The organism is Gemmatimonadota bacterium, assembly GCA_041390105.1.
Taxonomy (GTDB): domain Bacteria; phylum Gemmatimonadota; class Gemmatimonadetes; order Longimicrobiales; family Gaopeijiaceae; genus JAGQIF01.
The window spans coordinates 523,751-545,991 of record JAWKQO010000002.1; the positions used below are offsets into that span (position 1 = coordinate 523,751).

17 protein-coding genes are annotated in these 22,241 nt (G+C 68.7%); 9 read left to right on the plus strand and 8 right to left on the minus strand.

What is annotated here, in order from left to right; genetic code table 11:
* Positions 1-28: 28 nt before the first annotated feature.
* The 4 genes from R3E10_11605 to R3E10_11620 all read left to right on the plus strand — a co-directional run bounded on the left by R3E10_11605 (position 29) and on the right by R3E10_11620 (position 6,294).
* The gene (locus tag R3E10_11605) at positions 29-1,702 is read left to right on the plus strand and encodes an amidase family protein (protein MEZ4416381.1); all 1,674 of its coding nucleotides are present in this window, start codon (positions 29-31) and stop codon (positions 1,700-1,702) included.
* A 160-nt stretch (positions 1,703-1,862) separates the two neighbouring features.
* Positions 1,863-2,741: an NAD(P)H-binding protein gene (locus R3E10_11610; GenBank protein ID MEZ4416382.1), complete on the plus strand. Its 879-nt coding sequence runs from the start codon at positions 1,863-1,865 to the stop codon at positions 2,739-2,741.
* A 56-nt stretch (positions 2,742-2,797) separates the two neighbouring features.
* Positions 2,798-2,971 carry a hypothetical protein gene (locus R3E10_11615; protein ID MEZ4416383.1) on the plus strand — a complete coding sequence of 58 codons (174 nt, stop codon included), beginning with the start codon at positions 2,798-2,800 and terminating at the stop codon, positions 2,969-2,971.
* Between the two features lie 194 nt (positions 2,972-3,165).
* Positions 3,166-6,294, plus strand: a complete 3,129-nt coding sequence (locus R3E10_11620) for a glycosyl hydrolase (protein ID MEZ4416384.1) — start codon at positions 3,166-3,168, stop codon at positions 6,292-6,294.
* An 87-nt stretch (positions 6,295-6,381) separates the two neighbouring features.
* Here the strand turns inward: R3E10_11620 and R3E10_11625 are convergent, their stop codons facing one another.
* Entirely contained in the window at positions 6,382-7,488 is a 1,107-nt protein-coding gene (locus R3E10_11625; GenBank protein MEZ4416385.1) for a hypothetical protein, read from the minus strand.
* Between the two features lie 146 nt (positions 7,489-7,634).
* Between R3E10_11625 and R3E10_11630 the strand changes: the two genes are divergently transcribed.
* Positions 7,635-8,981, plus strand: a complete 1,347-nt coding sequence (locus tag R3E10_11630) for an amino acid permease (protein MEZ4416386.1) — start codon at positions 7,635-7,637, stop codon at positions 8,979-8,981.
* Positions 8,978-9,955: an amidohydrolase family protein gene (locus tag R3E10_11635; protein MEZ4416387.1), complete on the plus strand. Its 978-nt coding sequence runs from the start codon at positions 8,978-8,980 to the stop codon at positions 9,953-9,955. Before R3E10_11630 ends, R3E10_11635 begins: the two co-directional genes overlap by 4 nt.
* 44 nt (positions 9,956-9,999) lie before the next feature.
* On the opposite strand, the gene R3E10_11640 is transcribed toward R3E10_11635, so the two are convergent.
* Complete coding sequence (locus R3E10_11640; GenBank protein MEZ4416388.1) at positions 10,000-11,127, minus strand: hypothetical protein; 1,128 nt, start codon at positions 11,125-11,127, stop codon at positions 10,000-10,002.
* 128 nt (positions 11,128-11,255) lie between these two features.
* Positions 11,256-12,515: a M20/M25/M40 family metallo-hydrolase gene (locus tag R3E10_11645; protein MEZ4416389.1), complete on the minus strand. Its 1,260-nt coding sequence runs from the start codon at positions 12,513-12,515 to the stop codon at positions 11,256-11,258.
* A gap of 213 nt (positions 12,516-12,728) precedes the next feature.
* Here R3E10_11645 and R3E10_11650 point away from each other — a divergent pair, with 213 nt between their 5' ends.
* Both R3E10_11650 and R3E10_11655 read left to right on the plus strand, forming a co-directional pair.
* Positions 12,729-13,244 carry a hypothetical protein gene (locus R3E10_11650; protein ID MEZ4416390.1) on the plus strand — a complete coding sequence of 172 codons (516 nt, stop codon included), beginning with the start codon at positions 12,729-12,731 and terminating at the stop codon, positions 13,242-13,244.
* 82 nt (positions 13,245-13,326) lie between these two features.
* On the plus strand, positions 13,327-14,046 hold the full coding sequence (locus R3E10_11655; protein MEZ4416391.1) for a chitin deacetylase family protein: 720 nt from the start codon (positions 13,327-13,329) through the stop codon (positions 14,044-14,046).
* Here the strand turns inward: R3E10_11655 and R3E10_11660 are convergent.
* From R3E10_11660 to R3E10_11675, 4 genes are read right to left on the minus strand one after another with little or no spacing between them, the layout of a single operon-like run.
* Positions 13,980-15,329 (minus strand): MmgE/PrpD family protein, encoded by a 1,350-nt coding sequence (locus tag R3E10_11660; GenBank protein MEZ4416392.1) that lies wholly within the window; start codon positions 15,327-15,329, stop codon positions 13,980-13,982. The two genes, R3E10_11655 and R3E10_11660, sit on opposite strands and share 67 nt — an antisense overlap.
* Before the next feature lie 34 nt (positions 15,330-15,363).
* Positions 15,364-16,263 (minus strand): MaoC family dehydratase N-terminal domain-containing protein, encoded by a 900-nt coding sequence (locus tag R3E10_11665; GenBank protein ID MEZ4416393.1) that lies wholly within the window; start codon positions 16,261-16,263, stop codon positions 15,364-15,366.
* Positions 16,260-17,165, minus strand: coding sequence for a CoA ester lyase (locus R3E10_11670; protein MEZ4416394.1), 906 nt, complete (start codon positions 17,163-17,165; stop codon positions 16,260-16,262). Before R3E10_11670 ends, R3E10_11665 begins: the two co-directional genes overlap by 4 nt.
* Before the next feature lie 13 nt (positions 17,166-17,178).
* The gene (locus R3E10_11675; GenBank protein MEZ4416395.1) at positions 17,179-18,318 is read right to left on the minus strand and encodes an acyl-CoA dehydrogenase family protein; all 1,140 of its coding nucleotides are present in this window, start codon (positions 18,316-18,318) and stop codon (positions 17,179-17,181) included.
* 192 nt (positions 18,319-18,510) lie between these two features.
* On the opposite strand from R3E10_11675, the gene R3E10_11680 reads away from it, so the two are divergent.
* On the plus strand, positions 18,511-19,593 hold the full coding sequence (locus tag R3E10_11680) for a metallophosphoesterase (GenBank protein MEZ4416396.1): 1,083 nt from the start codon (positions 18,511-18,513) through the stop codon (positions 19,591-19,593).
* 6 nt (positions 19,594-19,599) lie between these two features.
* Here R3E10_11680 and R3E10_11685 read toward each other — a convergent pair whose 3' ends face one another.
* Entirely contained in the window at positions 19,600-22,047 is a 2,448-nt protein-coding gene (locus tag R3E10_11685) for an ADOP family duplicated permease (GenBank protein MEZ4416397.1), read from the minus strand.
* Positions 22,048-22,241 lie beyond the last annotated feature (194 nt).

Consider the following 22,241-nt stretch of genomic DNA (forward strand, 5'->3'; position numbering starts at 1 on the left):
CCGTTCCCGGCCTCCGGAGACCGAATCCATGACTGCGCGCCCGCAGCTTCGCGCCCGCAGGTTCGTTGCACCCATCGTGTGCCTGCTGGGAGCCTGCACGCAGGCTGCCCGCGCCCCCGAGCCTTTCGACGTGGTGGAAGCCACCATCCCCGAGATGCAGCAGGCCATGGCGGAGGGTCGGGTCACGTCGCGGCAGCTCGTCGAGGCCTACCTGCAGCGCATCGCGCTGTACGAGGAGCGCATCAACGCGACCATCGCCGTCAATGAGCACGCGCTGGCAGAGGCCGATCGTCTGGACCAGGAGCGGGCGGCCGGGAGCGTGCGGGGTCCGCTGCACGGCATCCCGATCGCGCTCAAGGACAACGTCCACACCACCGACATGCCGACGACGGGCGGCGCGTTGGCCTTCGAAGGGTTCGTGCCGCCCTACGAAGCGACGCTCACCACGAACCTGCGGGAAGCCGGTGCCGTCATCATCGCCAAGACGGTCATGACGGAGCTGGCCAACTTCATCGCCAACGGCATGCCGGGAAACTACAGCTCCAAGGGCGGCTATGGCCTGAATCCCTACGATCCGCGCAGGGACCCGCGCGATGACCGCTACGACGGGCGCCCCGTGATGGGAACCGGCGGCTCGAGCTCCGGCATCGGGACGGCTGCGAACTTCTGGGCGGCGAATGTAGGGACCGAGACGTCGGGCTCGATCCTGTCGCCGTCGAACTCCAACATGCTGGCGGCGGTGAAGCCGACCGTGGGGCGCGTGAGTCGTTGGGGCGTGATCCCGATCACCGGCGATCAGGATACGGCGGGCCCCATGGCGAAGACCGTCACCGACGCCGCGATCCTGCTGGGCGCGCTCGAAGGTGCTGCGCCGGACCCCAACGATCCCGCGACATCGCGTTGTGAGCCACCCGCCAACCGCGACTACACGGCATTCCTGAACCCGAACGGTCTGCAAGGCGCACGCATCGGTATTCCCCGGGCGCTCTACTACGATTCGGTCCAGGTGCCGGGCTCCGACCGCTGGCGGGGCGGGATGACTGGCGAGCGTCGCGCCGCCATGGACGAGGCGATCGCGATCCTTCGGCAGCAGGGCGCCACCGTTGTCGATCCTGCCGATATCCCGAGCGTGTTGGATCCGGATCCCGAGAACAACCTCATGGGCCCGGGCGCGCGCAGCGTGGTGCTGCACTACGGGATGAAGCGTGATTTCAACGCATGGCTGGCGTCGCTCGGCGCGTCGGCGCCCGTCAAGACGCTCACCGAGCTGCGCGAGTGGAACCTCGCGCACGAGCGGCTGGGCACGCTCAAGTACGGTCAGGCCAACCTGGACACGTCCGACGACTTGGACCTCGAGAAGGACCGGCCGCGCTACGAGGAGGACCGGGCCCGTGACCTGCGGCTCAACGGGGAGCACGGAATCGACGAGGTCATGGCGGCGCACGAGCTGGATGCTCTCCTCTTCCCCGGGTCCGGGGGAGCCGGGATCTCCGCAAAGCCCGGCTATCCGACGGTGATCGTCCCCTTCGCCCTGGTGCAGGCGGAGATGGATCCGCCCCTGCCGGACGGGTTCGACATGCGGCCTTCTCCGTTCGGCGTAAGCTTCGCGGGCACCGCGTGCAGTGAGCCCCGGCTGCTGGAGCTTGCCTACGCGTTCGAGCAGGCCACCAAGCGGCGCGTGCCGCCTCCCGGGCTGCCGTAGCCCCCGGCCAGAGCCTGATTGACCGACTCCCGCCGGGCCTCCAGGGCCCGGTGGGAGGCTCTGGACCTCCTCTTTCGAAGATCTCCCCACAGCGCCGCAACCCCGCCCGTGTCGAGCTTCACACAGCGCCCCCCGACGCTGGTTCGACAGGGTGGGAATCATGAAGAGGAGAATCCTGGTCGCCGGTGGCACCGGACTCCTGGGGGAGCCTGTTGCCCGAAGGCTGCACGAGGACGGATTCACGGTCCGCGTGCTGGCCAGAGACCCGGAGAGAGCTCGACGCCTCTTCGGCGATGCGTTCGAGATCGTCGCGGCGGATATCACCGACCTGAAGGCTCTGGAACGGTCGCTGCTGGGGTGCTGGGGTGCGCACATCAGCATCGGCGGAGCCGTCGATCAGGTCAGCGCCGAGAACGTGGCGGACCTGGCGCTCGCAACTGGGCTCCAACGGGTCGGATACATCTCCGGAAGCACAGTGTGCGAGGAGAATGGCTGGTTCCCGATGGTCGCGCAGAAGCTCATGGCCGAGAAGGCAGTGGGCGCGTGCGGCGCGCCCTTCACCATCTTCTGCCCCACCTGGCCCTTCGAGACGCTGCTGCGTTTCGTTCGAGGCGGGCGCGCTACCCTGATCGGGAAGCAACCAACGCCCTACCACTTCTTCGCAGCCGAGGATCTCGCTCGGATGGTCTCCCGCGCCTATCGGAGCGACGAGGCCGCCAACAAGCGTCTCTACGTCCACGGGCCGGAGGCCATTCCCATGCGCGTGGCCCTGGAACGCGTCTGTGCTGCGCTGTATCCCGAGATCGAGTCGGTCTCGGTTCTGCCCATCGGGCTCGCGCGCATCATGGCGCTGCTTACCCGGAACGCGGGCCTCAAGTATGCCACGGAGCTGATGGCGTACTTCGACAAGGCCGGGGAGCCGGGGGACCCTGCGGAGGCCAATCGCCTGCTGGGCGCGCCGACCCTGACCCTGGAACAGTGGATCGCGAAGCGATTGAACGGGGCCGCGGCCGAGAGCGAGCCGGTGGCGGCGGGTTGATCCGGGCCCGTGCATCGGGCCCTTCCCGAAACCGACGTCTTCACACCGGACCGATCATGACGATGGAGAAGATCAAGATCGAGCAGCACAGCATCGCCGGGACCCTGTGGTTCGGCGCGTGGCTGTTCACGCTGGGATTCTTGAAGCTGGGCTTCTGGAAGGCCGTTCTGGCTCTGCTGGTCTGGCCCTACTACCTGGGCGTGACCTTCAGCGGACTGCTGCCGTCCTGAGCGCGGGTTTGCACGGTGCCGGCCGCGTCCCGGGGCCCTTGCCCCTCCCGCGGTCGCGGGGATTTCCCTTCTTGCCACACGCGGTCGGCCCGACCAAGGTCGGTGGATGGACTCCAGGGATGGAGCCCTTGGAAACCCCTGTTCCGGCGTGAGGCTGGCTCGCGCTGGGAGTGGATCCCGACCGAGGTAACCCGATGAACCGCCTTCCGGGTCTTTCGGCCCCGAGCCTTCTGGCTCTCCTGGCCACGATGCTGCTGGCCGCCGACACCGCAGCGCAGACCTATCCTGCCGAGCTCTACGAAAACCTCGAATGGGAGAACGTGGGGCCCTCCCGAGGCGGACGGTCCACCGCCGTGGCGGGCTCCGAAGCAAGACCCCTCGAATACTACTTCGGCGCCAGCGGCGGAGGTCTGTGGAAGACCACCGACGCCGGGACCACCTGGAACCCGGTGACCGATGGTCAGCTGGGCAGCGCATCGGTGGGCGCCGTTCAGGTCTGCGCGGCCGACCCGGACATCGTCTACATCGGAATGGGCGAGTCCGAGATCCGCGGCAACATCCAGCAAGGGGACGGCGTCTACCGCTCCGACGACGCGGGCAAGACCTGGAGGCACCTGGGGCTGGCGGAGAGCCAGGCCATCTCGCGCATCCGCATCCATCCGGACAACTGCGACATCGCCTGGGTCGGGGCCTGGGGCCTGCACTCCATGCCCAGCGAGGAGCGTGGAGTCTACAAGACCACCGACGGGGGTCGGTCGTGGAGGAAGGTGCTCTACCGGGATGCCAACACCGGCGCGCAAGATCTGGCCCTGGATCCGCGCAACCCAGACGTGATGTACGCGGCGCTCTGGGAGGCCTGGCGCCGCTCCTGGGGAATGAGTTCCGGCGGGCCCGGCTCGGGCCTGTTCAAGTCCACCGACGGTGGCGAGACCTGGCAGGAGTTGACCCGCAATCCGGGCCTGCCTGCAGGGACGATCGGGAAGATCGGCCTTGCGGTGAGTCCCGCGGATCCCAACCGCATCTGGGCCCAGGTCGAGGCCGCCGAGGGCGGCCTGTTCCGTTCCGACGATGCGGGACGCACCTGGGAGCTGATCAACACCAGTCGGGATCTGCGGCAGCGGGCGTTCTATTACACGCGGGTCTATGCCGATCCGCAGGACCGGGACGTGATGTACGCGCTGAACGTGGGGATCTACCGCTCGCGCGATGGCGGCAAGACGCTCGAGTCCATGCAGGTCCCACACGGCGACAACCACGACCTCTGGATCGCGCCCAACGATCCGAACCGGATGATCGAATCCAACGACGGAGGCGCCAACGTCAGTTGGAACGGCGGGGAGACGTGGACGGAGCAGGACTTCCCCACCGCGCAGTTCTATCGGATCACCACCACGAATCACTTCCCCTACCACATCTGCGGAGCGCAGCAGGACAACTCGACCGCGTGCGTGCCCAGTCGCGGGTGGGATCACCTGTACGGCGGCGACATGCCGCAGACGTTCCTGTACGACGCGGGCGGGGGTGAGTCCGGCTACATCGCCGTGAACCCCGACAAGCCCTGGATCCTCTATGCGGGGTCCCACTCGGGGACGCTCACGCGCAAGAACCAGCAGAACGGTCAGCAGCGAGCCATCAACGTGTGGCCCGAGAATCCGATGGGGCAGTCATCGGCTTCGCTGGTCGAGCGCGTGCAGTGGACGTTCCCCATCGTGTTCAGCCCCTTGGACTCCAACGTGCTGTACACCACTTCGCAGCACGTGTGGAAGACCACGAACGAGGGGCAGAGCTTCCGGCGCATCAGCCCCGACCTGACGCGGGCCGTCGATTCCACCATGATCGAGTCCGGCGGACCCATCACCAAGGACCAGACCGGTGTCGAGGTCTATGCCACCGTGTTCGCGCTGGCGCCCTCCTATCACAGCGCCGACGTGATCTGGGCCGGCTCGGACGACGGTTTGGTGCACGTGACCCGCAACGCCACGGCCGCGAGCCCCGACTGGAGGAACGTGACGCCTCCGGATGCGCCCTACCTGCTCCGCATCAACACGATCGAGGCGTCGCCCAACACGCCTGGGAAGGCCTACGTGGCGGGAATCCGCTACCTGGTGGAAAACGACCGTCATCCCTACGTGTGGAGGACCGAGGACTACGGAGCGACCTGGACCAAGATCGTAGCAGGCATCCCGGACGATGACTTCGTGCGCTCGGTGCGGGAGGACCCCAAGCGGCCGGGTCTGCTGTACGCGGCCTCGGAGCGCACCGTCTACGTGAGCTGGGACGATGGGGGCCACTGGCAGCCCCTCAGCCAGAACCTCCCCAACGTGCAGGTCTCCGACATCCAGGTGAAGGACAACGATCTGGTGATCGCCACCCACGGGCGGTCGGCCTGGGTGATGCGCGACATCACTCCGCTGCGCGAGATGGGCCCCACCGTGGCGCAAGCGGATGTGTACCTCTACCCGCCGGTCCCCACCTACCGAGGGGTCGACCCCGGTGTGCAGATCCGGTACTACCTGGCGGAGGACGCCGACATCCGCCTGGACTTCCTGGACGAGAACGGGGCCGTCCTCGAGACCTACTCCGGTGACGCCAGTGTGGAGCCGTCCCGGCCCGGCGGTGGCCGGCGGCGCTTCGGCGGAGGCGGGCGGCCGCAACCCACGGGAAAGGCCGGAGCGCGGACGTTCATGTGGGACCTGCGCTACCCAGGGTTCGTGGACTTCGAGGGAATGATCTTCTGGAGCGGAGCCAATCAGGGCCCGGTGGTCCTGCCGGGTACCTATACCGTGCGGCTCACCGCGGCCGGGCAGGTGCTGGAGCAGCCCTTCGAGATTCGTCTCGATCCGCGCAACGAGCCCGTCACCATCGCGCAGCTGCAGGCCCAGCTCGATCTCGCGCTCGAGGTCAGGGACAAGGTGACCCAGGCCAACAATGCCGTCATCGACATCCGTGAGATCGAGGGACAGATCGACGACCGGACCGGTCGCACCCAGAACGCGCAGATCCACGAGACCGCGGACGACGTGCGCGGGAAGCTGAACGACGTCGAGCAGGAGATCTACCAGGTCAAGAACGAGAGCCGGCAGGATCCGCTCAACTTCCCGATCAAGATCAACAACAAGCTCGCGGCGTTGTTGGGTGGGGTCTCCCAGGGGGATTTCCCGCCCACCGAGCAGTCGCGTCAGGTCTTCGAGCGACTGGACGGGTTGCTGCAGGCAGAGATGGTGCGCCTGCAGCTGATCATCGACCAGGACATCAGTCGCCTGAACGAGCTCCTGCAACAGGAGGGACTGGATCCCATCTTGATCCGCAGGCTGATCAGCTAGGGGACAGCGGCCACCGTCCCACGTTGGAAGGGGGGGCCGATCCGATCCGGGTCGGCCCCCGGGTTTTTCTGGAGGGCCAGGCCGTGGTCAGGGCCCCGCCAGGTTGGAGCCGCCAGCGACCATCGCCGCGATCCAGTCGCGCACCCAGGGCCAACTCGCGTCCGCGATGCGCGCTGCACCGAGTGCATTGGGATGGGGATCATCGGGGAACAGCAGCGCATCCAGGTTGCCGCCCACGCTCGCCTTCAACTCGGGTCCGATGTCGTGGTAGGGGATGCCGAGCTCTGCGAAGAATCGCGGCGCGTCCGCGTAGAAGGTCCGCGCCGCGGCCGTGGTGGGCTCCATGCGGCTGAGGTCCGCGTCCAGGAACCCGGTGCTCAGCACGAGCAGGGGAAGACGTCGTTCCCGGCAGAGCTCCTGTAGACGCTGAAAGAGGGCCTCGGCGAGCTGGACGTGCGCCTCGGTGCCCCGGGGGTGCGGATCGATCATGGGCGCGGCCCGCTCGGGACGCTGCAGGAGGAGCCGCCGGGTCGCCTGGGCCAGGTGGGAGTGCTCCAGCAGGAAGTTGTATCCGGGGATCGAGCGGGCGACTTCGCGGAAGCCCTGGGAGCGAGGGGGTGGTGGCCTCCGTCGCAGTCCCGCTTCCGGAGTCCACTGGTAACGGTTGCCGTCGAAGGACCGATCCACATCGAAGGCGTTGAGGTACACCAGGACTCCGTCGATGTCGAGCGACTCGGCGTAGCGCTCCACGAAGTCGACGTAGTCCGCCGCCCCCCATCCGGAGTGTGCCCCGTTCAGCAGCTCGATGCCCTTGTCCGGGAAGGCGTGCTCGATGGAACTGCGTAGCCGGGCCACGTAGGTGTCGGGTTCATCCAACCGCCAGCCAAACGTGTAGGAGTCGCCAAGCACGAGAAGGCGGACGCTGCCGGACGCCGCAGTACTGCGCATGCCAGTGGGGGGGATGCGCAGACCCCGTGCGTCGAACCTGTACGTGACACCGGAGGGCAACCTGATGCGGCGATTCGGTTGATGCAGTGTGAGGCCCTGAGCGTCACGGATCCGGAAGGTCCCGGTCAGCTCCTGGGGAGCCACATGGGCCACCACGACCTCGGCTGCCAGCAGGGAGATCGCGAGGCTGATGGCCAGTAGCCCCGCGTTGGTCCATGCTTTCCCGGCCGTTCCTCGTTTTGGCACCCGGGCTCCCTTTCCCCTGTGGGATCTCGCGATACGGCCTTTGGCAGGGTACAACGGGCGCGCGGCTCGGACCAGCCGCAGCGAGACGGGCGCCCCCCGAGTACCTTGCTCGGCTTCCGGACTGCGGACCTCGAACAGGAGCCCCCGTGCCAGGTACCCCCGCCAGCAGGGCGGCCGCTGCTCCTGTGGCGGAGCTTCGTCGGGCGATCCGACTGCCGCAGGCTACCGCCATGGTGGTGGGCACCATCATCGGTGCGTCCATCTTCGTTCAACCGTCCGAGATCACGGGCCGCATCCCCTCGGCCACCGGTGTCGCGGCCGTGTGGATCCTGGCCGGGCTGCTCACGCTGCTGGGTGCCTTGGTATGCGCCGAGCTGGCCTCGACGTTCACGCAGTCGGGCGGCGTCTACGTCTACCTGCGCGAGGCCTACTCTCCGCTGCTGGGCTTCCTGTGGGGCTGGGCCATGCTTTGGGTGATGCATTCCGGCATTCTGGCGGCGATCGCCACGGTCTTCGCGCGCTATGCCGCGGTTTTCATTCCCGTGGGTGACCGCGGCACGCGCGGGATTGCAGCCGGTGTGATCGTCCTCTTGTCTGCGGTCAACGTCGTCGGCGTGCGTCAGGGAACGATGGTGCAGACGCTGTTCACCGCGGGCAAGCTCCTGGCCATCGCCATCATGGTGCTGGCTGCCTTCCTGCTTGGTACACCGGCAGGGGGATCATCGGAGGTGATGTTGCAGGCGGGTCCCACCGATTTCCTGTTGGCCATCGCGGCGGGCCTGTTCGCATTCGGCGGGTGGCACATGGTCACCTACAGTTCTGAAGAGACCGTGGAGCCGGAGCGCACCATCCCGCGGGCCTTGGTGGCAGGAACGCTGATCGTGACCCTGTGCTACGTGCTGCTGAATGCGGCCTACCTGTATGTGCTGCCCCTGGAAGCGGTCGCGTCATCGACACGCGTGGCGGCGGACGCGGCGGATGCGGTCCTGGGGACGGGCGGTGCAAGGGCCATGTCCGCTCTGGTGATGTTCTCCACGTTCGGGGCGCTGAGCGGCATCGTGCTGGCGGGACCCCGAGTGTACCTGGCCATGGCGCGGGACGGATTGCTGTTCCGGGGACTGGCCGCGGTCCATCCGCGCCGGCAGACACCCCATCGCGCGATCGCCTTGCAAGCCGTGATCTCGGTGGCGCTCGTCCTCACCGGCACCTACCGCACGCTGTTCACCCGCGTGGTCTACACGGAGTGGATCTTCTTCGGGCTCATGGCCCTGGGGCTGATGCGGCTGCGCCGCCGACCGGATCTGGCGCGCGGTTACTCCATCTGGGGCTATCCCTGGGTGCCTCTGATCTTCGCGTTGTGTGCCTTCGCGATCGTGGTCAACCAGATCGTCTCCGAGCCGGCCCAAAGCCTGACGGGCTTGGGTCTCGTGCTTCTCGGCGTTCCTGTCTATGCTCTCTGGGCCCGCTCCACTCGCCAGGACGCGACGTCATGATCATCGACTTCCACAACCACTACTATCCGCCCGAGTACCTCGAGGAGTTGCGTCGGGGCTCCAGCCGCTACCGCATCACCGAGGATGCGGACGGGAACCCCGTCCTGCACTCGCCGGGTGACTACAACATCGTGGTGCCGGGGCACCGGGACGCGGCCTTCCGCACCACGGTGCTGGATGACGCGGGGGTGGACCGCCAGGTGATCACGTTCACTGCGCCCGGGACCGCGATGGAGACACCCGAGCGTGCAGTGGAGCTGTGCCGCATCGTCAACGACGCTCTGGCCAAGGTGGTCGCGACCTATCCTGACCGCTACGCCACGTTGGCCACCCTTCCCATGCAGGACCCTCAGGCCGCCACGGCCGAGCTGCTGCGCGTCATGGACGAGCTGGGATTGAAGGGCGCCATGCTCTACAGCAACGCCAGCGGAGTGGCGTTGAGCGACCGACGTTTCTGGCCGCTCTATGAGAAGGCCGCCGAGCGAGACGCCGTGCTCTACATCCACCCCACCTATCCCGTGGGTGTGGAGGCGATGACCGAGTACATGTTGATGCCCATGGTCGGCTTCCTCATGGACACGACGCTGGCGGCGGCGTCGCTGGTCTATTCGGGGACCATGGAGCGGTTCCAGGGCATCCGCTGGGTACTGGCGCACCTGGGTGGGGCCGTGCCCTACATGGCGGAGCGCTTCGATCGCGGATTCGAGGCCTACCCGGAGTGTCGGGAGCACATCCGCACCCCGCCCAGCGAACAGTTGTCCCGCTGCTACTACGACACGGTCAACTTCAACCCCGACGCACTGGCGTTCACCATCCGCTTCGCCGGCGTGGACCGGATCCTGGCGGGCAGCGACTACCCCCACCAGATCGGGAGCCTGGCGAAGATGAAGTCGAGCTTGGCAGCCGTGGACTTGAGCGACGGGGATCGCGCCAAGATCCTCGGGGGGAACGCGGCTCGGTTGTTGGGGCTGTAGCGCGCGCGCTCGTCTCCTCTATTGGCACGATTCGCGGGCCCCGGTCAACCACAGGCAGGGCGCTTCCAGAGCACGGCATGGCTTCCCTGACCCTGCAGGGGATCGCCACCCATGGGATAGTGCCCCCCTGCGATCCAGCCGCACGAGTTCAGCGCAGAGGCGGTCCACTGGTCACCGGCCGGACCGGGTGCGGGCAGGTCGAGCGTGGTGCCACCCAAGCGAGTCCAGGCCCGCAGACCGACCCTGGACCGCGGTCCGTCCCAGCGAGCACCGGCGATGCGGCCGGACGCGTTCACGTCGTGCGCAGAGGCCGTGTAGCCCAGCCCCAACCCGATGGGCGTTCCCAGTCGAGGGGACCACACCAGCGCCTCCTTGGTCCCGTCTGGACGCAGACCATAGCCCACCGCCACCCGCGAGCTACTCAGCGCCCAGCCGATGGTCTTGGTGAGACCGGACTGCGTTCCCAACAGCGACGGCGTGCCCGCTGCGTTCCACAGGTACGTGCGTGTGCCAGCGTTTCCGAGAACCACACCCGCGTCGTTGATGTCCGTGACGTTCAAGGACGTCGCCCCGGACGGGACGCCCATCCACTGGACTCCTGATCCCGGGGTCCAGCGCCACGGCACTTCGACGGAGCCGAAGCGAGTGTAGCCCGCGATCACCCCGGTGGCGTTGATGGCGGCAGCGCGGGACGGCGTGCCTACGCCGGAGAGTGCTTCGATGGCCTGGCCCGGGACCTTGCGGAAGGCGCGATCCGCGGAGACGCCTACGATCACGCCCGCCCCATTGATGTCGAGGGCGTAGGTCCCGGTGGAGGCTCCCGGGAGATGTCCGATGGAGATCTGGGGGCCTCCGCCGACCGAATAGGCCGATTCATGGAACGTGACGTCCACCCGCGAGTTCACGACCAACACCACGCCCCAGTCGCTGACGGCGGTGGCCTCGGACTGGTGGAATCCAGGCAGCACCCCGAGATCGATGGGGGCGAGGTAGGCGGGGTCGGTCGGCAAGGCGGCTGCCGCGAGCGCCACCGGTCCGTCCTCCCGCGCGGCGTCCGGCGCGGTGAGCAGGTCGTCCGGAGAGCAGGCGCCAAGCAGGAGGAGCGGAAGCAGCCACGCGCGACCGGTGGCGCGGCCACGACGGTGGCGATGAGCAGGTGAAGGGGTGTCCATGTTGGGTCTCCCAGGGCGGCAGGGAAGCGCACAGGCGCTCGCTCCGGAGGCATAGACGCAACTCCGGGGACCTGGGGGACACTGAGGGTATTGAGGGGCCCGACTACGGCGACCACTCAGGCGCGGGTTCAGCGCCTCAGGGTCGTCCCCGTCAGCTCCGCGATCGCCGCCAACGTGGTCTGGGCCGCGTTGAGCCCCAAGCGGAAGTCGTCATCCGAGTAGGTGATGAAGACGTCGGTCGGTTGGTGCCAGTTCGGATCCCATCCCGCGCCCACCTGCGCGCCCCGCTCGTTCTCCCTCAGGCTGATCGAGGGGACGATGTCCATGAAGGGAGTGGAATCGGTGTTGGTCATATGTGGACCCACCGTGGCCGGATAATCCGTGGCGTAGCGTTCATTGGCCGACTTGAAGAAGAACGCCAGCCCCATGGAGTCGCTCGCCCGTTCCGAGTTCGACTGGAACTCGATGTTGACGTCTGCCTCCGGACGCTGATCCCGGCTCACCGTCCCGTCGGGTCGGGGTGCGCCGTGATCCCAGAGCATCATGTCGTGCTGGACCATGCCGAGCCAGCGTGGCTCTGGATACTGCCCAGAGCCCCGGGGCTGCTCGATGCCCTGGAGCGCCTGACGCTGCTCCACGTAGGCGCGCGCACCGTTGAGGCCCGTCTCCTCGTTGTTCCAGAGCACGAAGCGGATGGAACGCTCGGTCTGGACGTCGGGTGCGCTGAAGATGCGCGCCAGCTCCATGACCAACGCGGTGCCGGACCCGTCGTCGTTGACGGCTTCGTTCACGCCGTGGCCGTCCATGTGTCCGCCCACGATGTACATCTCGTCCGGATGGGTGGTCCCCACCTTGGTGCAATAGACCTGTTGCCGCTCCCCGTCGACCGGCTCTTCGGCGTCGAGCGCGCGGATGCGCTCATCCGGCTGCGCCATCGGATCCCGGTTGACGCCCGTGGGTCCGCGGTGCCCGAAGATCATGCTGCCTCCGGGGCCCGACCCGCGCCGTCCCACCCGACCCCCCGTGGGCGTGGTGAGATCCTCGACTTCGGGGGCACGGCGGCCTGCAGGGGGCCCGCCGCCGCCACGCGGAGGTGGCGAGGTGTACTCGTAGGTGATGCGCTCGGTGTTGGTGCAGCCGAATGCCTTCAGCTGCGCCTCGATCCAGTCGACGGCGTCGCGATTGCGCTGCGTTCCCTGACGGCGGTCTCCGAATTGGGTCAGGCCCTTGAGCGTAGCCTTGTACTGCTCCAGGTCCAGGCGTGCCACCAGCGTCTGAATGCCCTCGTCGGCCTCTTGGGCCGGTTGCTGGGCGGCCATGGGCGGCGTGAAGAGCAGCGGGGCGGCCAAGACGACCAGCGAGGACAGCGGGGCAGGGCAGCGAGGCATGGGCGCGCTCCGGACGGTCTGAGGACGGCGATCGGGTCTAGGCTATGCCCAAACCAACCCGAACGCGAGCCCTCGCCGCCGGGAGCCCGCGCGCCAGGACCGCCGCATCCTCATCCTGACTGGCACAACACCAGCGCCCGGGACGTATTCCCCAGAGCCGGGCGCCGTTCCGGCGCCCCGGGTGGAATCTGGGAGGTGATGATGGGAAGGCTCATGAGCGGGCTCCTGGCGCTGGCGTTGCTGGCCGGCGCGCCGGTCGCATCGCTGGCGCAAGAGAAGCCCTTCGAGTTTGCATTGTACAGCCCGATCCAAGCGCGTTCCGAGACGGACGCCATCCAGGTCTTCCGCTTCAGCTTGCTCTATGGACGAAACGTGTCCGTGAAGGGACTGGACGTGGGGTTGGTGGCGCGCAACACCGGCGGGATCTCCAAGGGGCTGCAGTATGCGCTGGTCGGAATCGTGGATGGGGATTTCGTCGGGTGGCAGAACAACGGCGTGAGCATCACCCGCGGTCGCTACACCGGGCTGCAGACCGGCGTGTACACCGAGATCGCCGAGGGTGAAGCCATGCAGGTGGGCTTCGTCAACCGGGCCCGCAACGTGAGCGGGTTCCAGCTGGGGCTCATCAACGTGGCGGACAACCTGTACGGCGTGCAGATCGGCTTGCTGAACGTGATCTCGTCCAAAGACGCGTTCGGCGTGCTCCCCCTGGTCAACTGGAAGTTCTAGGGCGTCAGCTGGAAGTTCTAGTCGAAGGGGCGGGTGGGGGGCGCCGGGATCCGGCACCCCCCACGCGTGTACGCACGAGGCCATGGAGCTTCTCGTCCCCATCGTGCTGGGCCTCAGCCTGATTGGATCCGCGGTGACCGCCATTCCCACCCTGGTGGTCGAGTGGGCCCGTCATGACACGCCGGAGGTGGTCTTCTACGCTGAGACCTCCCAGCCTGTGGTGGCGCTGACGATCGACGACGGCCCCTCGGAGGCGACCTCCGAGATCCTGGAGGTCCTCGACGAATACGGCGTGCGCGCCACCTTCTTCCTGATCGGAGAGCACCTGCGCGCGCATCTCGACCTGGCGCGTCGGCTGGTGCGGGACGGGCATGAGCTGGGGAACCACATGATGGTGGACGAGCCCTCCATCGATCTTTCGCCGGAGGCCTTCCACAGCCAGCTCCTGCAGATGGATCGCCTGCTCGAAGGCTTCGGCGGCAGTCACTGGTTCCGGCCGGGGTCCGGCTGGTACGACGACCGCATGGTGGAGGAGGCCGGGCGCCTCGGATACACCACGGTGCTGGGCTCGGTCTATCCCTTCGACGCCCAGGTCTCCGCCCCCTGGCTCTCCAGCTGGTACGTGTCCAACCTGGCCAGCCCGGGCGCCATCATCGTGCTGCATGACGGGGCGGAGCGGGGTCCCCGGACGGCGGACGCGCTGCGGTCCATCCTCCCGGACCTGCTGTCGCGCGGCTACCGGGTGGTGCCGTTGGGCGAGTTGCTCGGGGAGAGGGGCAGAGGAAACACGTCTCCTCCCTGAGCCAGGGCGCGGGACGCATGGAGCAGCGCTTCTGCCGCGTCGTCTTCCAGGCCGCCGTAGCGGAGCAGCGCGCGGACCTTCTCGTCCAGAGACCGATCGTCCAGAGGAGCTTCCGGATCGCCGCGGGCAGCCTCACAGCGGGCGTGCGAGGTCCCCCCCTCCCGCCAGTCCACCTCCACCGCGGCGCCCCAGCGGGCAGGGTAGGCGGCTTCGAGGTCGGGAACCACGGACACCTCGGTGCGGCGGAGCAGTGCCCGCACTGCTGCATCCTCCAGCCGGGGTGATTCGAAGGACGCCAGCTCGGGCCGGCCGCGCAGCAACGCGGTGGCGACGCAGAACTGGATGCTGAACTTGGCAGCGTACGGCACCTGCGGATCCGGGTCATCGGTGACCTGCCGGGCAGCCGAGTAGGTCTGCACCCGGAGGGCGCGTACCGCCGAGACGTCCAGCCCGGCCTCAGCGCGGGCATGCTGGATCTCCAGGGCGGCGTCGATGGCGGGGTGCGTGTGCCGACAGCAGGGATAGGGCTTGAGGGAGGTCTCGGCGAGCTTCCACCCGTAGGCTCGCTCCAACACCGCTTCGGGACGGGCGTCCGGACAGAGTGCGCGGAAGAAGCCCTGCTCTCCTTCCAAGATGGCGCTGGGTCCGGTGAAGCCACGCTGGGCCAGCAGCGCCGCCCGCACACCCGCCTGGGCCGCGTGTCCGGCATGCAGGTGTTTGGACATGCTGGCGTCGTGCTTGAACTGCCACAGCCCTGCGGCCTGCGTCCCGGCATTCCCCAGTGCCCACACCCACTGGTCCTCGTCCAGGTCGAGCAGACTGGCTGCCGCGGCCGCTGAACCGAACACACCGGCGGTGGCGGTATTGTGGAACAGACGGTAGTGAGCGGGCCCCAGCGCCTCGCCTACCCGCAGCATCGCCTCGTACCCGGAGAGCACGGCGCGGAGCACGGCGGCGCCACTCGCGCCCAGGGAGTGCCCGAGCACCAGCGCGGCAGGAATCACAACGCAGGCCGGATGCGTCACGGACGCCCTGTGCAGGTCGTCGGTTTCCGTGATGTGCGAGAGCGCCGCCGCCAGGAAAATCCTCGACTCCAGATCCTGCTGGCCGTCTGCGTAGGCGAGCAGGGCGCGGCCCGCGGGTGTGGCGTGGCCGGCCACCAAAGAGCCGACCCAATCGCGCACGTAGCGCTCTGCGCTACGGAGATCGTCGGGTGCCACCGGTGCTGTGCGAACGAGGCGCGTGAGCTCTCGTGTGAGCGTAGCGGAGTCGAGCGCGCTCATGTGAGCCACGTCCGCTGCGGTGGTGCGAGTGCGCTCATGTGAGCCACGTCCGCTGCGGCGGTGCGAGTGCGAACTCTGCCGTGGCCGCCATAGCGCTGCTCCGGTCGGTGCCCGCCCACAGCTCGAGGGTGTGGGAGTCTCCGTCCATCTCTCGTGCGTGCAGGAGCACCCGCTCACCGCAGAAGACGGGAGAAAGCGCGCGATACGAGAAGCGCGTGACCGTGGCGGTGGCCGATGTCTGACGCGCGACCCGCCGGGCGCCGTCCAGGAGCAGCAGCGCCAGGAGAGGCCCGTGCACCACGAGACCGGGGTAGCCCTCCACGCCGGTGGCGTAGGGCTGGTCGTAGTGGATCCGATGCCCGTTGAAGGTGAGCGCCGAGAACCGGAACAACGCGACCGGATCGGTGGCGAAGGATCCGATGGAGCGCGCGTCGGCAGGCGGCGCTGCTCCACCCGCGGGCGCGCGCGGGGGCACCTCGCCCGGCACCGGGTCGCGGTAGACGAGATCCTGCTCCTCGCGCACCGAGGGGCCCTCAGCGACACTGACCTCGTGCCCGACCGTCACGAAGACCAGGGGCCCGGAGCGCCCGATCTTCTCCTCTACCGTCTGGATGGTGGAACGGCGCCAGGCCATCTGACCCAACCGGAGCGGCGGTCCGAACTGGAGCCGCCCGCCGGCCCACATACGGCGGGGCAGGGGCACGGGGGGGAGGAAGTCACCCCGACGCTCGTGACCGTCCGCCCCCAGTGCCGAGGAGGGGGCCGGCTCGTGGAAGTACAGCCAGTGCCAGCCGTCCGGCAGAGCGGCGCCGGTGTCCAGCGCAGCGGGATCGCGGTCCAGCAGCGCGCACATGGCGCGCGCAGGGAAGGGCGCGAGCAGATCGGTGCTGGAGCGCGTGCGGCCGATCCAGTCGGTCAACGTCTCGCCGCTCATGCGTCCTTCCGCGCGCGCGCATCCATGGACCGCGCCCGCGCCAGCGTCGCGCGGGCCGCCCGAACCACCGGCGCGTCGATCATCTTGCCCTCGACCACGAACACGCCTTCCTGCCCCGCCGCTGCGGCGTCCGCAGCCTCGACCAACTGTCGGGCCCGCTCGACCTCGCTCGGGGCGGGGGTGAACACGTCGTGCAGGATGGGCACATGACCGGGGTGGATGGCCATCTTCCCCTGGAAGCCCAGCCGCCGCACGCGCGACGCCTCTCGTTCGAGGCCCTCCAGGTCTTCGACATGGGTGAAGGGGACGTCCAGCGCCGCGATGCCGGCCAGAGCTGCGGCATGCACGATCCGTGAACGGGCGTAGAGCAGGCTGTCCCACTCGGGGACCGCGCCCAGGTCCGCCGCCAGGTCCAACCCTCCCATCGGCAGCGCAGCCACGCGCACGCTCGCACAGGCCACCGCCTCGACCTGGTGGAGCCCGGCTGCGCTCTCGATCAGGGGAAGAAGCGCAGCACCGGTGGCCGAGTGCGTCTCCAGGTGCAGCGCGACTGCGTTCACGTCGTCGGGGCCCTGCACCTTGGGCAGCATGAGCGCATGGGGCGCGGCGCAGCTCTCCTCCAGCGCCGCCAGGTCCAACGCGCCCGCTTCGCTTCCGAAGGCATTGATGCGGAGGATCAGCTCCGGGCCCGAGTCGACGCTGCCGGGCACGCACACCGATCCGATGAACTCGAGGGCGGCCGCGCGCGCCCGGGCCTTCGCCGACGCGGCCACGGCGTCTTCCAGATCGATGCAGACGGCATCGGCGCCCGAGGCGCAGGCCTTCTCGAAACGATCCGGCCGGTCGCCCGGGACGAAGAGGATGGTACGCCGTGGTCGCAGGCGGGGATGAGCGAGGGGCACGCGTGACTCCGGTTCAGAACGATCGGGGCATGCCGAGCACGTGCTGACCCACGTAGCTGAGCACGAGGTTGTTGGAGATCGGGGCCACCAGATAGAGGCGCGCCTCTCGGAACTTGCGCTCGATGCCGTATTCCTCGGCCAGCCCGTACCCGCCGAACGCGTCCATGGCCGCATTGGCGGCGTCCCAGGCCGCCTCCGACGCCACCAGCTTGCACATGTTGGCCTCGGCCCCGCACGGGAGCCCGGCGTCGTACAAGGCGGCGGCCTGGTCACGCAGCGCCGCCGCGGCGCGCGTGCGCACGTACGCGGCGGCGATCGGAAACTGCACGCCCTGGTTCTGTCCGATGGGCCGACCGAACACCTCTCGTTCGGAGGCGTAGCGGGTGGCGCGATCGGTGAAGTAGAGCGCATCGCCCACGGACTCCGACGCCAACAGGATGCGCTCCGCGTTCATTCCGCTGAGGATGTAGGAAAAGCCCTTCCCCTCCTCGCCCACGAGGCTGGAGGCTGGGATCTCCAGGTCGTCGAAGAAGACCTCGTTGGTCTCGTGGTTGATCATGGTGTCTACGGGCTGCACGCGGAGCCCCTCACCCACCTCCCGCAGGTCGATCAGGAACACCGACAGACCCTGGGTCTTCTTCTGAACGTCCTCCGGTCTGCTCGTGCGGGCCAGCAACACCATCAAGTCCGAGTGCTGCACGCGGGAGATGAAGATCTTCTTGCCGCGCACCACGTAGCGATCGCCTTCGCGCCGCGCGAAGGTCCGGATGCTAGTCGTGTCCGATCCGGCGTCCGGCTCGGTGACCGCGAAGGCCTGCAGGCGCAGCTCGCCGCGGGCGATGCCGGGCAGGTAGCGCTCCTTCTGCGCCTCGGAGCCGTGCCGCAGCACGGTGCCCATCGTGTACATCTGCGCGTGGCAGGCGGCCGCGTTGCCTCCGGAGCGGTTGATCTCCTCCAGGATCAAGCTGGCCTCGCGCATCCCCAGCCCGCCCCCGCCGAAGTGCTCGGGGATCAGACAGGAGAGGTATCCGGCCTCGGTGAGCTCCCGGACGAACGCCTCCGGGTAGGAACGCGTCCGGTCCAGCTCCCCCCAGTAGCGGTCAGGGTAGCGGCTGCAGAGGCTACGGACGGCTTCGCGAAGCTGATCTTCCATCCCCCGCTGGTCTCCGGTCTGTACGGTGGGGCACCCCCGCTCGCGAGGCTGCGAATGTAGGCGCCTTCCCCCCTCTGGACACGATCCTGCCGCATCCGTATGATGCCGAACAAACACCGAAAATAAACGCTCCTCGTTCCTGAACGCACTGTCCGTTTGGCCATTTCTGAGACCGTCGACCGGCACGACCCCGTGCGCATCCTCTTCTTCGCGGACTCGCACCTGGGCTTCGATCTCCCAGCGCGGCCCCGCGTGAAACGCCGCCGGCGTGGCTACGATTTCCAGGCCAACCACGAGCGGGCGCTGGAGGCCGCGGTGCGACTCAAGGTGGATGCGGTGGTTCACGGGGGGGACGTCTTCCACCGCTCGCGGGTCGCTCGCTCCCTCGCGCACCAGGCGTTCGCGCCCTTCGAGCGGGTGGCGGACAAGGGCATCCCGGTGTTCGTGGTGCCCGGCAACCACGAGCGCTCACGCATGCCTCACGGCCGGGCCGCGGCGCATCGCCAGGTTCGGGTCTTCGATCGCGCCCGGACCTACGTCATCGATGTGCGCGGCACCCGGGTGGCTCTGGCGGGCTTCCCCTACGAGCGCAGGGGAGTGCGACACTCGTTCGCTGACCGCTTGGCGGCGACCGGGATCGACTCCGCGCAGGCCGACATCCGAGTGCTCTGCATGCACCACTGCGTCGAAGGCGCACGGGTCGGTCCGTCCGACTACACGTTCCGGGGGGCCGCCGCCGTGGTGCGGGCACGCGACCTACCCTCCGGCGTCGCCGCCGTGTTGTCGGGGCACATCCACCGTCATCAGGTGCTGACGCAGGACCTGTCCGCTCGGCGGCTCCCGGCGCCGGTCCTCTATCCTGGTTCGGTGGAGAGGACCTCCGTCGCGGAGGCCGGAGAGACCAAGGGCTTCCTTCTGCTCACGCTGGCCGCGGGGGGAGCGGGAGGGGTACTTCGTGACTGGCGCTTCCTGCCTCTGCCGGCGCGCCCGCTGGTCCGTTGCGAGCTCGAGCCGGACGGCGCTTCACCGTCCCGCAGTCACCTCGAACGCATGGTGCGGCAGGCCCTGGCCGCGTATCCGTCGGACGCGGTGGTTCGTCTTACCCTGCGGCAGGTGGCGGGTACGCCGCTGCCGTGGCCGTCCGCGGACGTGATCCGTCGCCTCGCCCCGCCGTCGATGAACGTCGACGTGGTCCTGCGTGATGCGCGCGGAGCACGCGTTGTTCTGCCACAGCGTAGACGCAGGAACGCGCAACCGCGGCTGGCCGACTGGTAGGGAACGCTACTCGGCGCGCAGCGTGCGCACCGGGTCCACGCTGAGGGCTCTGAACAGTGGGAGCGCCACCGCCAGCGCCACCGCGATGAGCAGCACACCCGCCGCGGCCGTGAGCGCGAGTGGATCGCCGGGTGCGACGCCCCACAGGAGATCGGCGATGCCGCGAACGGCCAGCAGGGCGAGTCCGCCCCCCAGCAGCACGCCCAGGCCCAGCGGCCGGGCCAGCGTAACGATCACCAGACGGGCGATCGAGCCTCGATCGGCACCGACGGCCATGCGGATGCCGATCTCGCGCCGCCGGCGCGTCACGGCTAGAGCCACCACGGCGAAGATCCCGGCCGCGGCCAGCAACAGTCCCAGCGCGGCGGTGATGCCGAAGAGCTCGGCGTTCATGCGTTGGGTGTAGAGGAAGCCGCGCACCACCTCACCGTACGGGAGGATGTTGACGATCGCGATCCGGGGGTCGACGCGCCGCAACTCCCCTTCGAGGCGGTCCGCGGCTTCGCCGGGTGGCCCGGCGACCCGGACCAGGAAGGCGTTGCCGGGCGCGGAGTAGTGCTGCGGCAAGGAGAAGAAGGCCGTGGGCTCCGGGTCCTCGAGCAGTCGCGTGATGCGCGCATTGCGGACCACACCCACCACATCGTATCCGCGATCCGGCTCTCCGTCCGCGCCCGGCCACCAGAGCTTCTCCCCGAGCACGTCACCCCCGGGCGCCATGCGTGCAGCCAGGGCCTCGTTCACGATCACCACCCCTGCGGCCACCGCCGTATCGGTGGCCAGCAAGGAGCGCCCGCGCACGATCTCCATCTCCAGTGTCTCGAAGTATCCGGGCCATACGCGGGCCACGGTCGTGCGCACCGGGGTGGACAGACCGGGAAGCCGCAGGTCCTCGGACGGATGGTCGGAGAGCGGCGCGCTCTGTGCCACCGTGGCGGCCTCGACCCACGGCTGTTCCTGGAAGCGCTCGATGAGCTGCTGGAAGAAGCGGTGCCGTTCCTCGACCGGCACGCCCATGCTGCTGGTGCTCACGTAGCTGGCCAGGGTGTGCTCCACCGCGAAGCCGGCGTCCACGCGCCCAGCGACGTCGAACGTGCGCACCACCAGAGCGGCGACCAGAAGCAGCACCACCGAAAGCGCCACCTGCACGGCGATGAGAACGTCCCCCGAGGACACCAGCCATCTGCGCCGTCCCGAACTCTGCTCCCCTTCGGGACCGGTGGCCAAGGCCGCGGCGGGATCCCGGTGCGCCACCCGCAGGGCTGGAAGCAGCCCGGTCACCAGCCCGGCGACGACCGCGATCAGCACACCGAACGCCAGGACGCGGAGGTCGGGCTCGATGGTGCGCGACACGTTGGAGCCCCACACGCTCGGGCGAGCGAAGTAGGAGCCCAGCCGCGCCCCGGCCGGGCCCGCGAAGAGCAGGGCGGCGCCTCCTGCCAGCAGCGAGAGCAGGACGCTCTCCACCAGCAGCTGGCGAACCAGCCTCCAGCGCGAGGCCCCCAGCGCACTGCGCAGGGACAGCTCCCAGCGCCGGCGCGCACCCGCCGCCAGCACGATGTTGGAGACGTTGGCGCAGGCCAACAGCAACAACGCGGCGGCGGCGAGCTTCAGCACGCGCGTGGTCGCGGCTTCCGCCTCCCGCGTGGCGGGGCTGATCCAGGTGGCGGGCTGCAGGGTGAACGTCCGGGTGCGTTCGGGTAGGGGTGCGGCCCGGTCCAGGCCGTCGGCCAGCGTGGAGAGAGCCTCCGATGTGGGACCGAGCTGGGAGCGGTCGGCGAGGCGGAGGAACGGCAGCATGACCCGGGCACTGCGGTCGTTCCGCGTGTCGGAGCGCGCCCAATACACGCGCATGTACGACTCGAACGGGAGCCAGATCTCGGGCCGGAACGCGGAGCTGGTGCCGAGGAACTCCGGGCCGGTCACCCCCACGATCGTGTAGGGATCGTTGTTGAGCAGAAGCGTGCTTCCCAGCACGTCGCTGGAAGATGCGTAGCGCCGCCGCCAGTACTCGTGCGAAATCACGACCGCCGCTGGCGCGTCCGCCCGGTCGTCTCCGGGCGTGAGGGCGCGGCCGAGTGCCATGTCCACGCGGGCCACCGGGAAGAACGCGCCGGTCACCGCCTGGCCGAACACCACCTCGGTGAGTGACTCGTGGCGGGCGCTGGCGGCGAACAGGCTCTGACCTACCCCGGCGAGCTCGACCGGGGCGCCTGCGCTGGCGACCAGGTCCTCGAAGTCCGGATAGGACAGCGCGTCGTACGGGGTCGCGGGCGAGTGCTGGTAGATCTGGTACAGTCCGCCGGCATCGGCCCCCGGGAAGGGCTGCTGGTAGGCGTTCACATAGGTGAAGACCGCCGAGCTCGCCGCGAGACCCAGGGCCAGCGTGCCGACCGCGAGTAGCGTGAAGCCCGGGCGATGCGCCAGGTGGCGCAGTCCGTCCTTGAGGTCCCGCATCAGTCCCATCCTGGGCCACAGGATGCGGGGCGCGGGGCAGTCGGACAAGCCGAAGGGCTGGGAGGGCTACCGGGCGACCCCCGGGCCTCGCGGCTCCCTCCGGGACCGGGGGCTATTGACGCTGGCGGGGGCTTCCGCGAGACTCCTGCCACGGTTCCGCGAGGGACCGACTCTCTGAAGGGGCGGCGGTCTCG

Bases quoted from the DNA above. Each gene is read 5' to 3' on its own strand.
- R3E10_11635 (MEZ4416387.1), top strand. From the start codon at position 8,978: ATGATCATCGACTTCCACAACCACTACTATCCGCCCGAGTACCTCGAG.
- R3E10_11665 (MEZ4416393.1), bottom strand. From the start codon at position 16,263: ATGAGCGGCGAGACGTTGACCGACTGGATCGGCCGCACGCGCTCCAGC.
- R3E10_11660 (MEZ4416392.1), bottom strand. From the start codon at position 15,329: ATGAGCGCGCTCGACTCCGCTACGCTCACACGAGAGCTCACGCGCCTC.
- R3E10_11605 (MEZ4416381.1), top strand. From the start codon at position 29: ATGACTGCGCGCCCGCAGCTTCGCGCCCGCAGGTTCGTTGCACCCATC.
- R3E10_11675 (MEZ4416395.1), bottom strand. From the start codon at position 18,318: ATGGAAGATCAGCTTCGCGAAGCCGTCCGTAGCCTCTGCAGCCGCTAC.
- R3E10_11615 (MEZ4416383.1), top strand. From the start codon at position 2,798: ATGACGATGGAGAAGATCAAGATCGAGCAGCACAGCATCGCCGGGACC.
- R3E10_11685 (MEZ4416397.1), bottom strand. From the start codon at position 22,047: ATGCGGGACCTCAAGGACGGACTGCGCCACCTGGCGCATCGCCCGGGC.
- R3E10_11650 (MEZ4416390.1), top strand. From the start codon at position 12,729: ATGAGCGGGCTCCTGGCGCTGGCGTTGCTGGCCGGCGCGCCGGTCGCA.
- R3E10_11610 (MEZ4416382.1), top strand. From the start codon at position 1,863: ATGAAGAGGAGAATCCTGGTCGCCGGTGGCACCGGACTCCTGGGGGAG.
- R3E10_11640 (MEZ4416388.1), bottom strand. From the start codon at position 11,127: ATGGACACCCCTTCACCTGCTCATCGCCACCGTCGTGGCCGCGCCACC.
- R3E10_11645 (MEZ4416389.1), bottom strand. From the start codon at position 12,515: ATGCCTCGCTGCCCTGCCCCGCTGTCCTCGCTGGTCGTCTTGGCCGCC.
- R3E10_11655 (MEZ4416391.1), top strand. From the start codon at position 13,327: ATGGAGCTTCTCGTCCCCATCGTGCTGGGCCTCAGCCTGATTGGATCC.
- R3E10_11620 (MEZ4416384.1), top strand. From the start codon at position 3,166: ATGAACCGCCTTCCGGGTCTTTCGGCCCCGAGCCTTCTGGCTCTCCTG.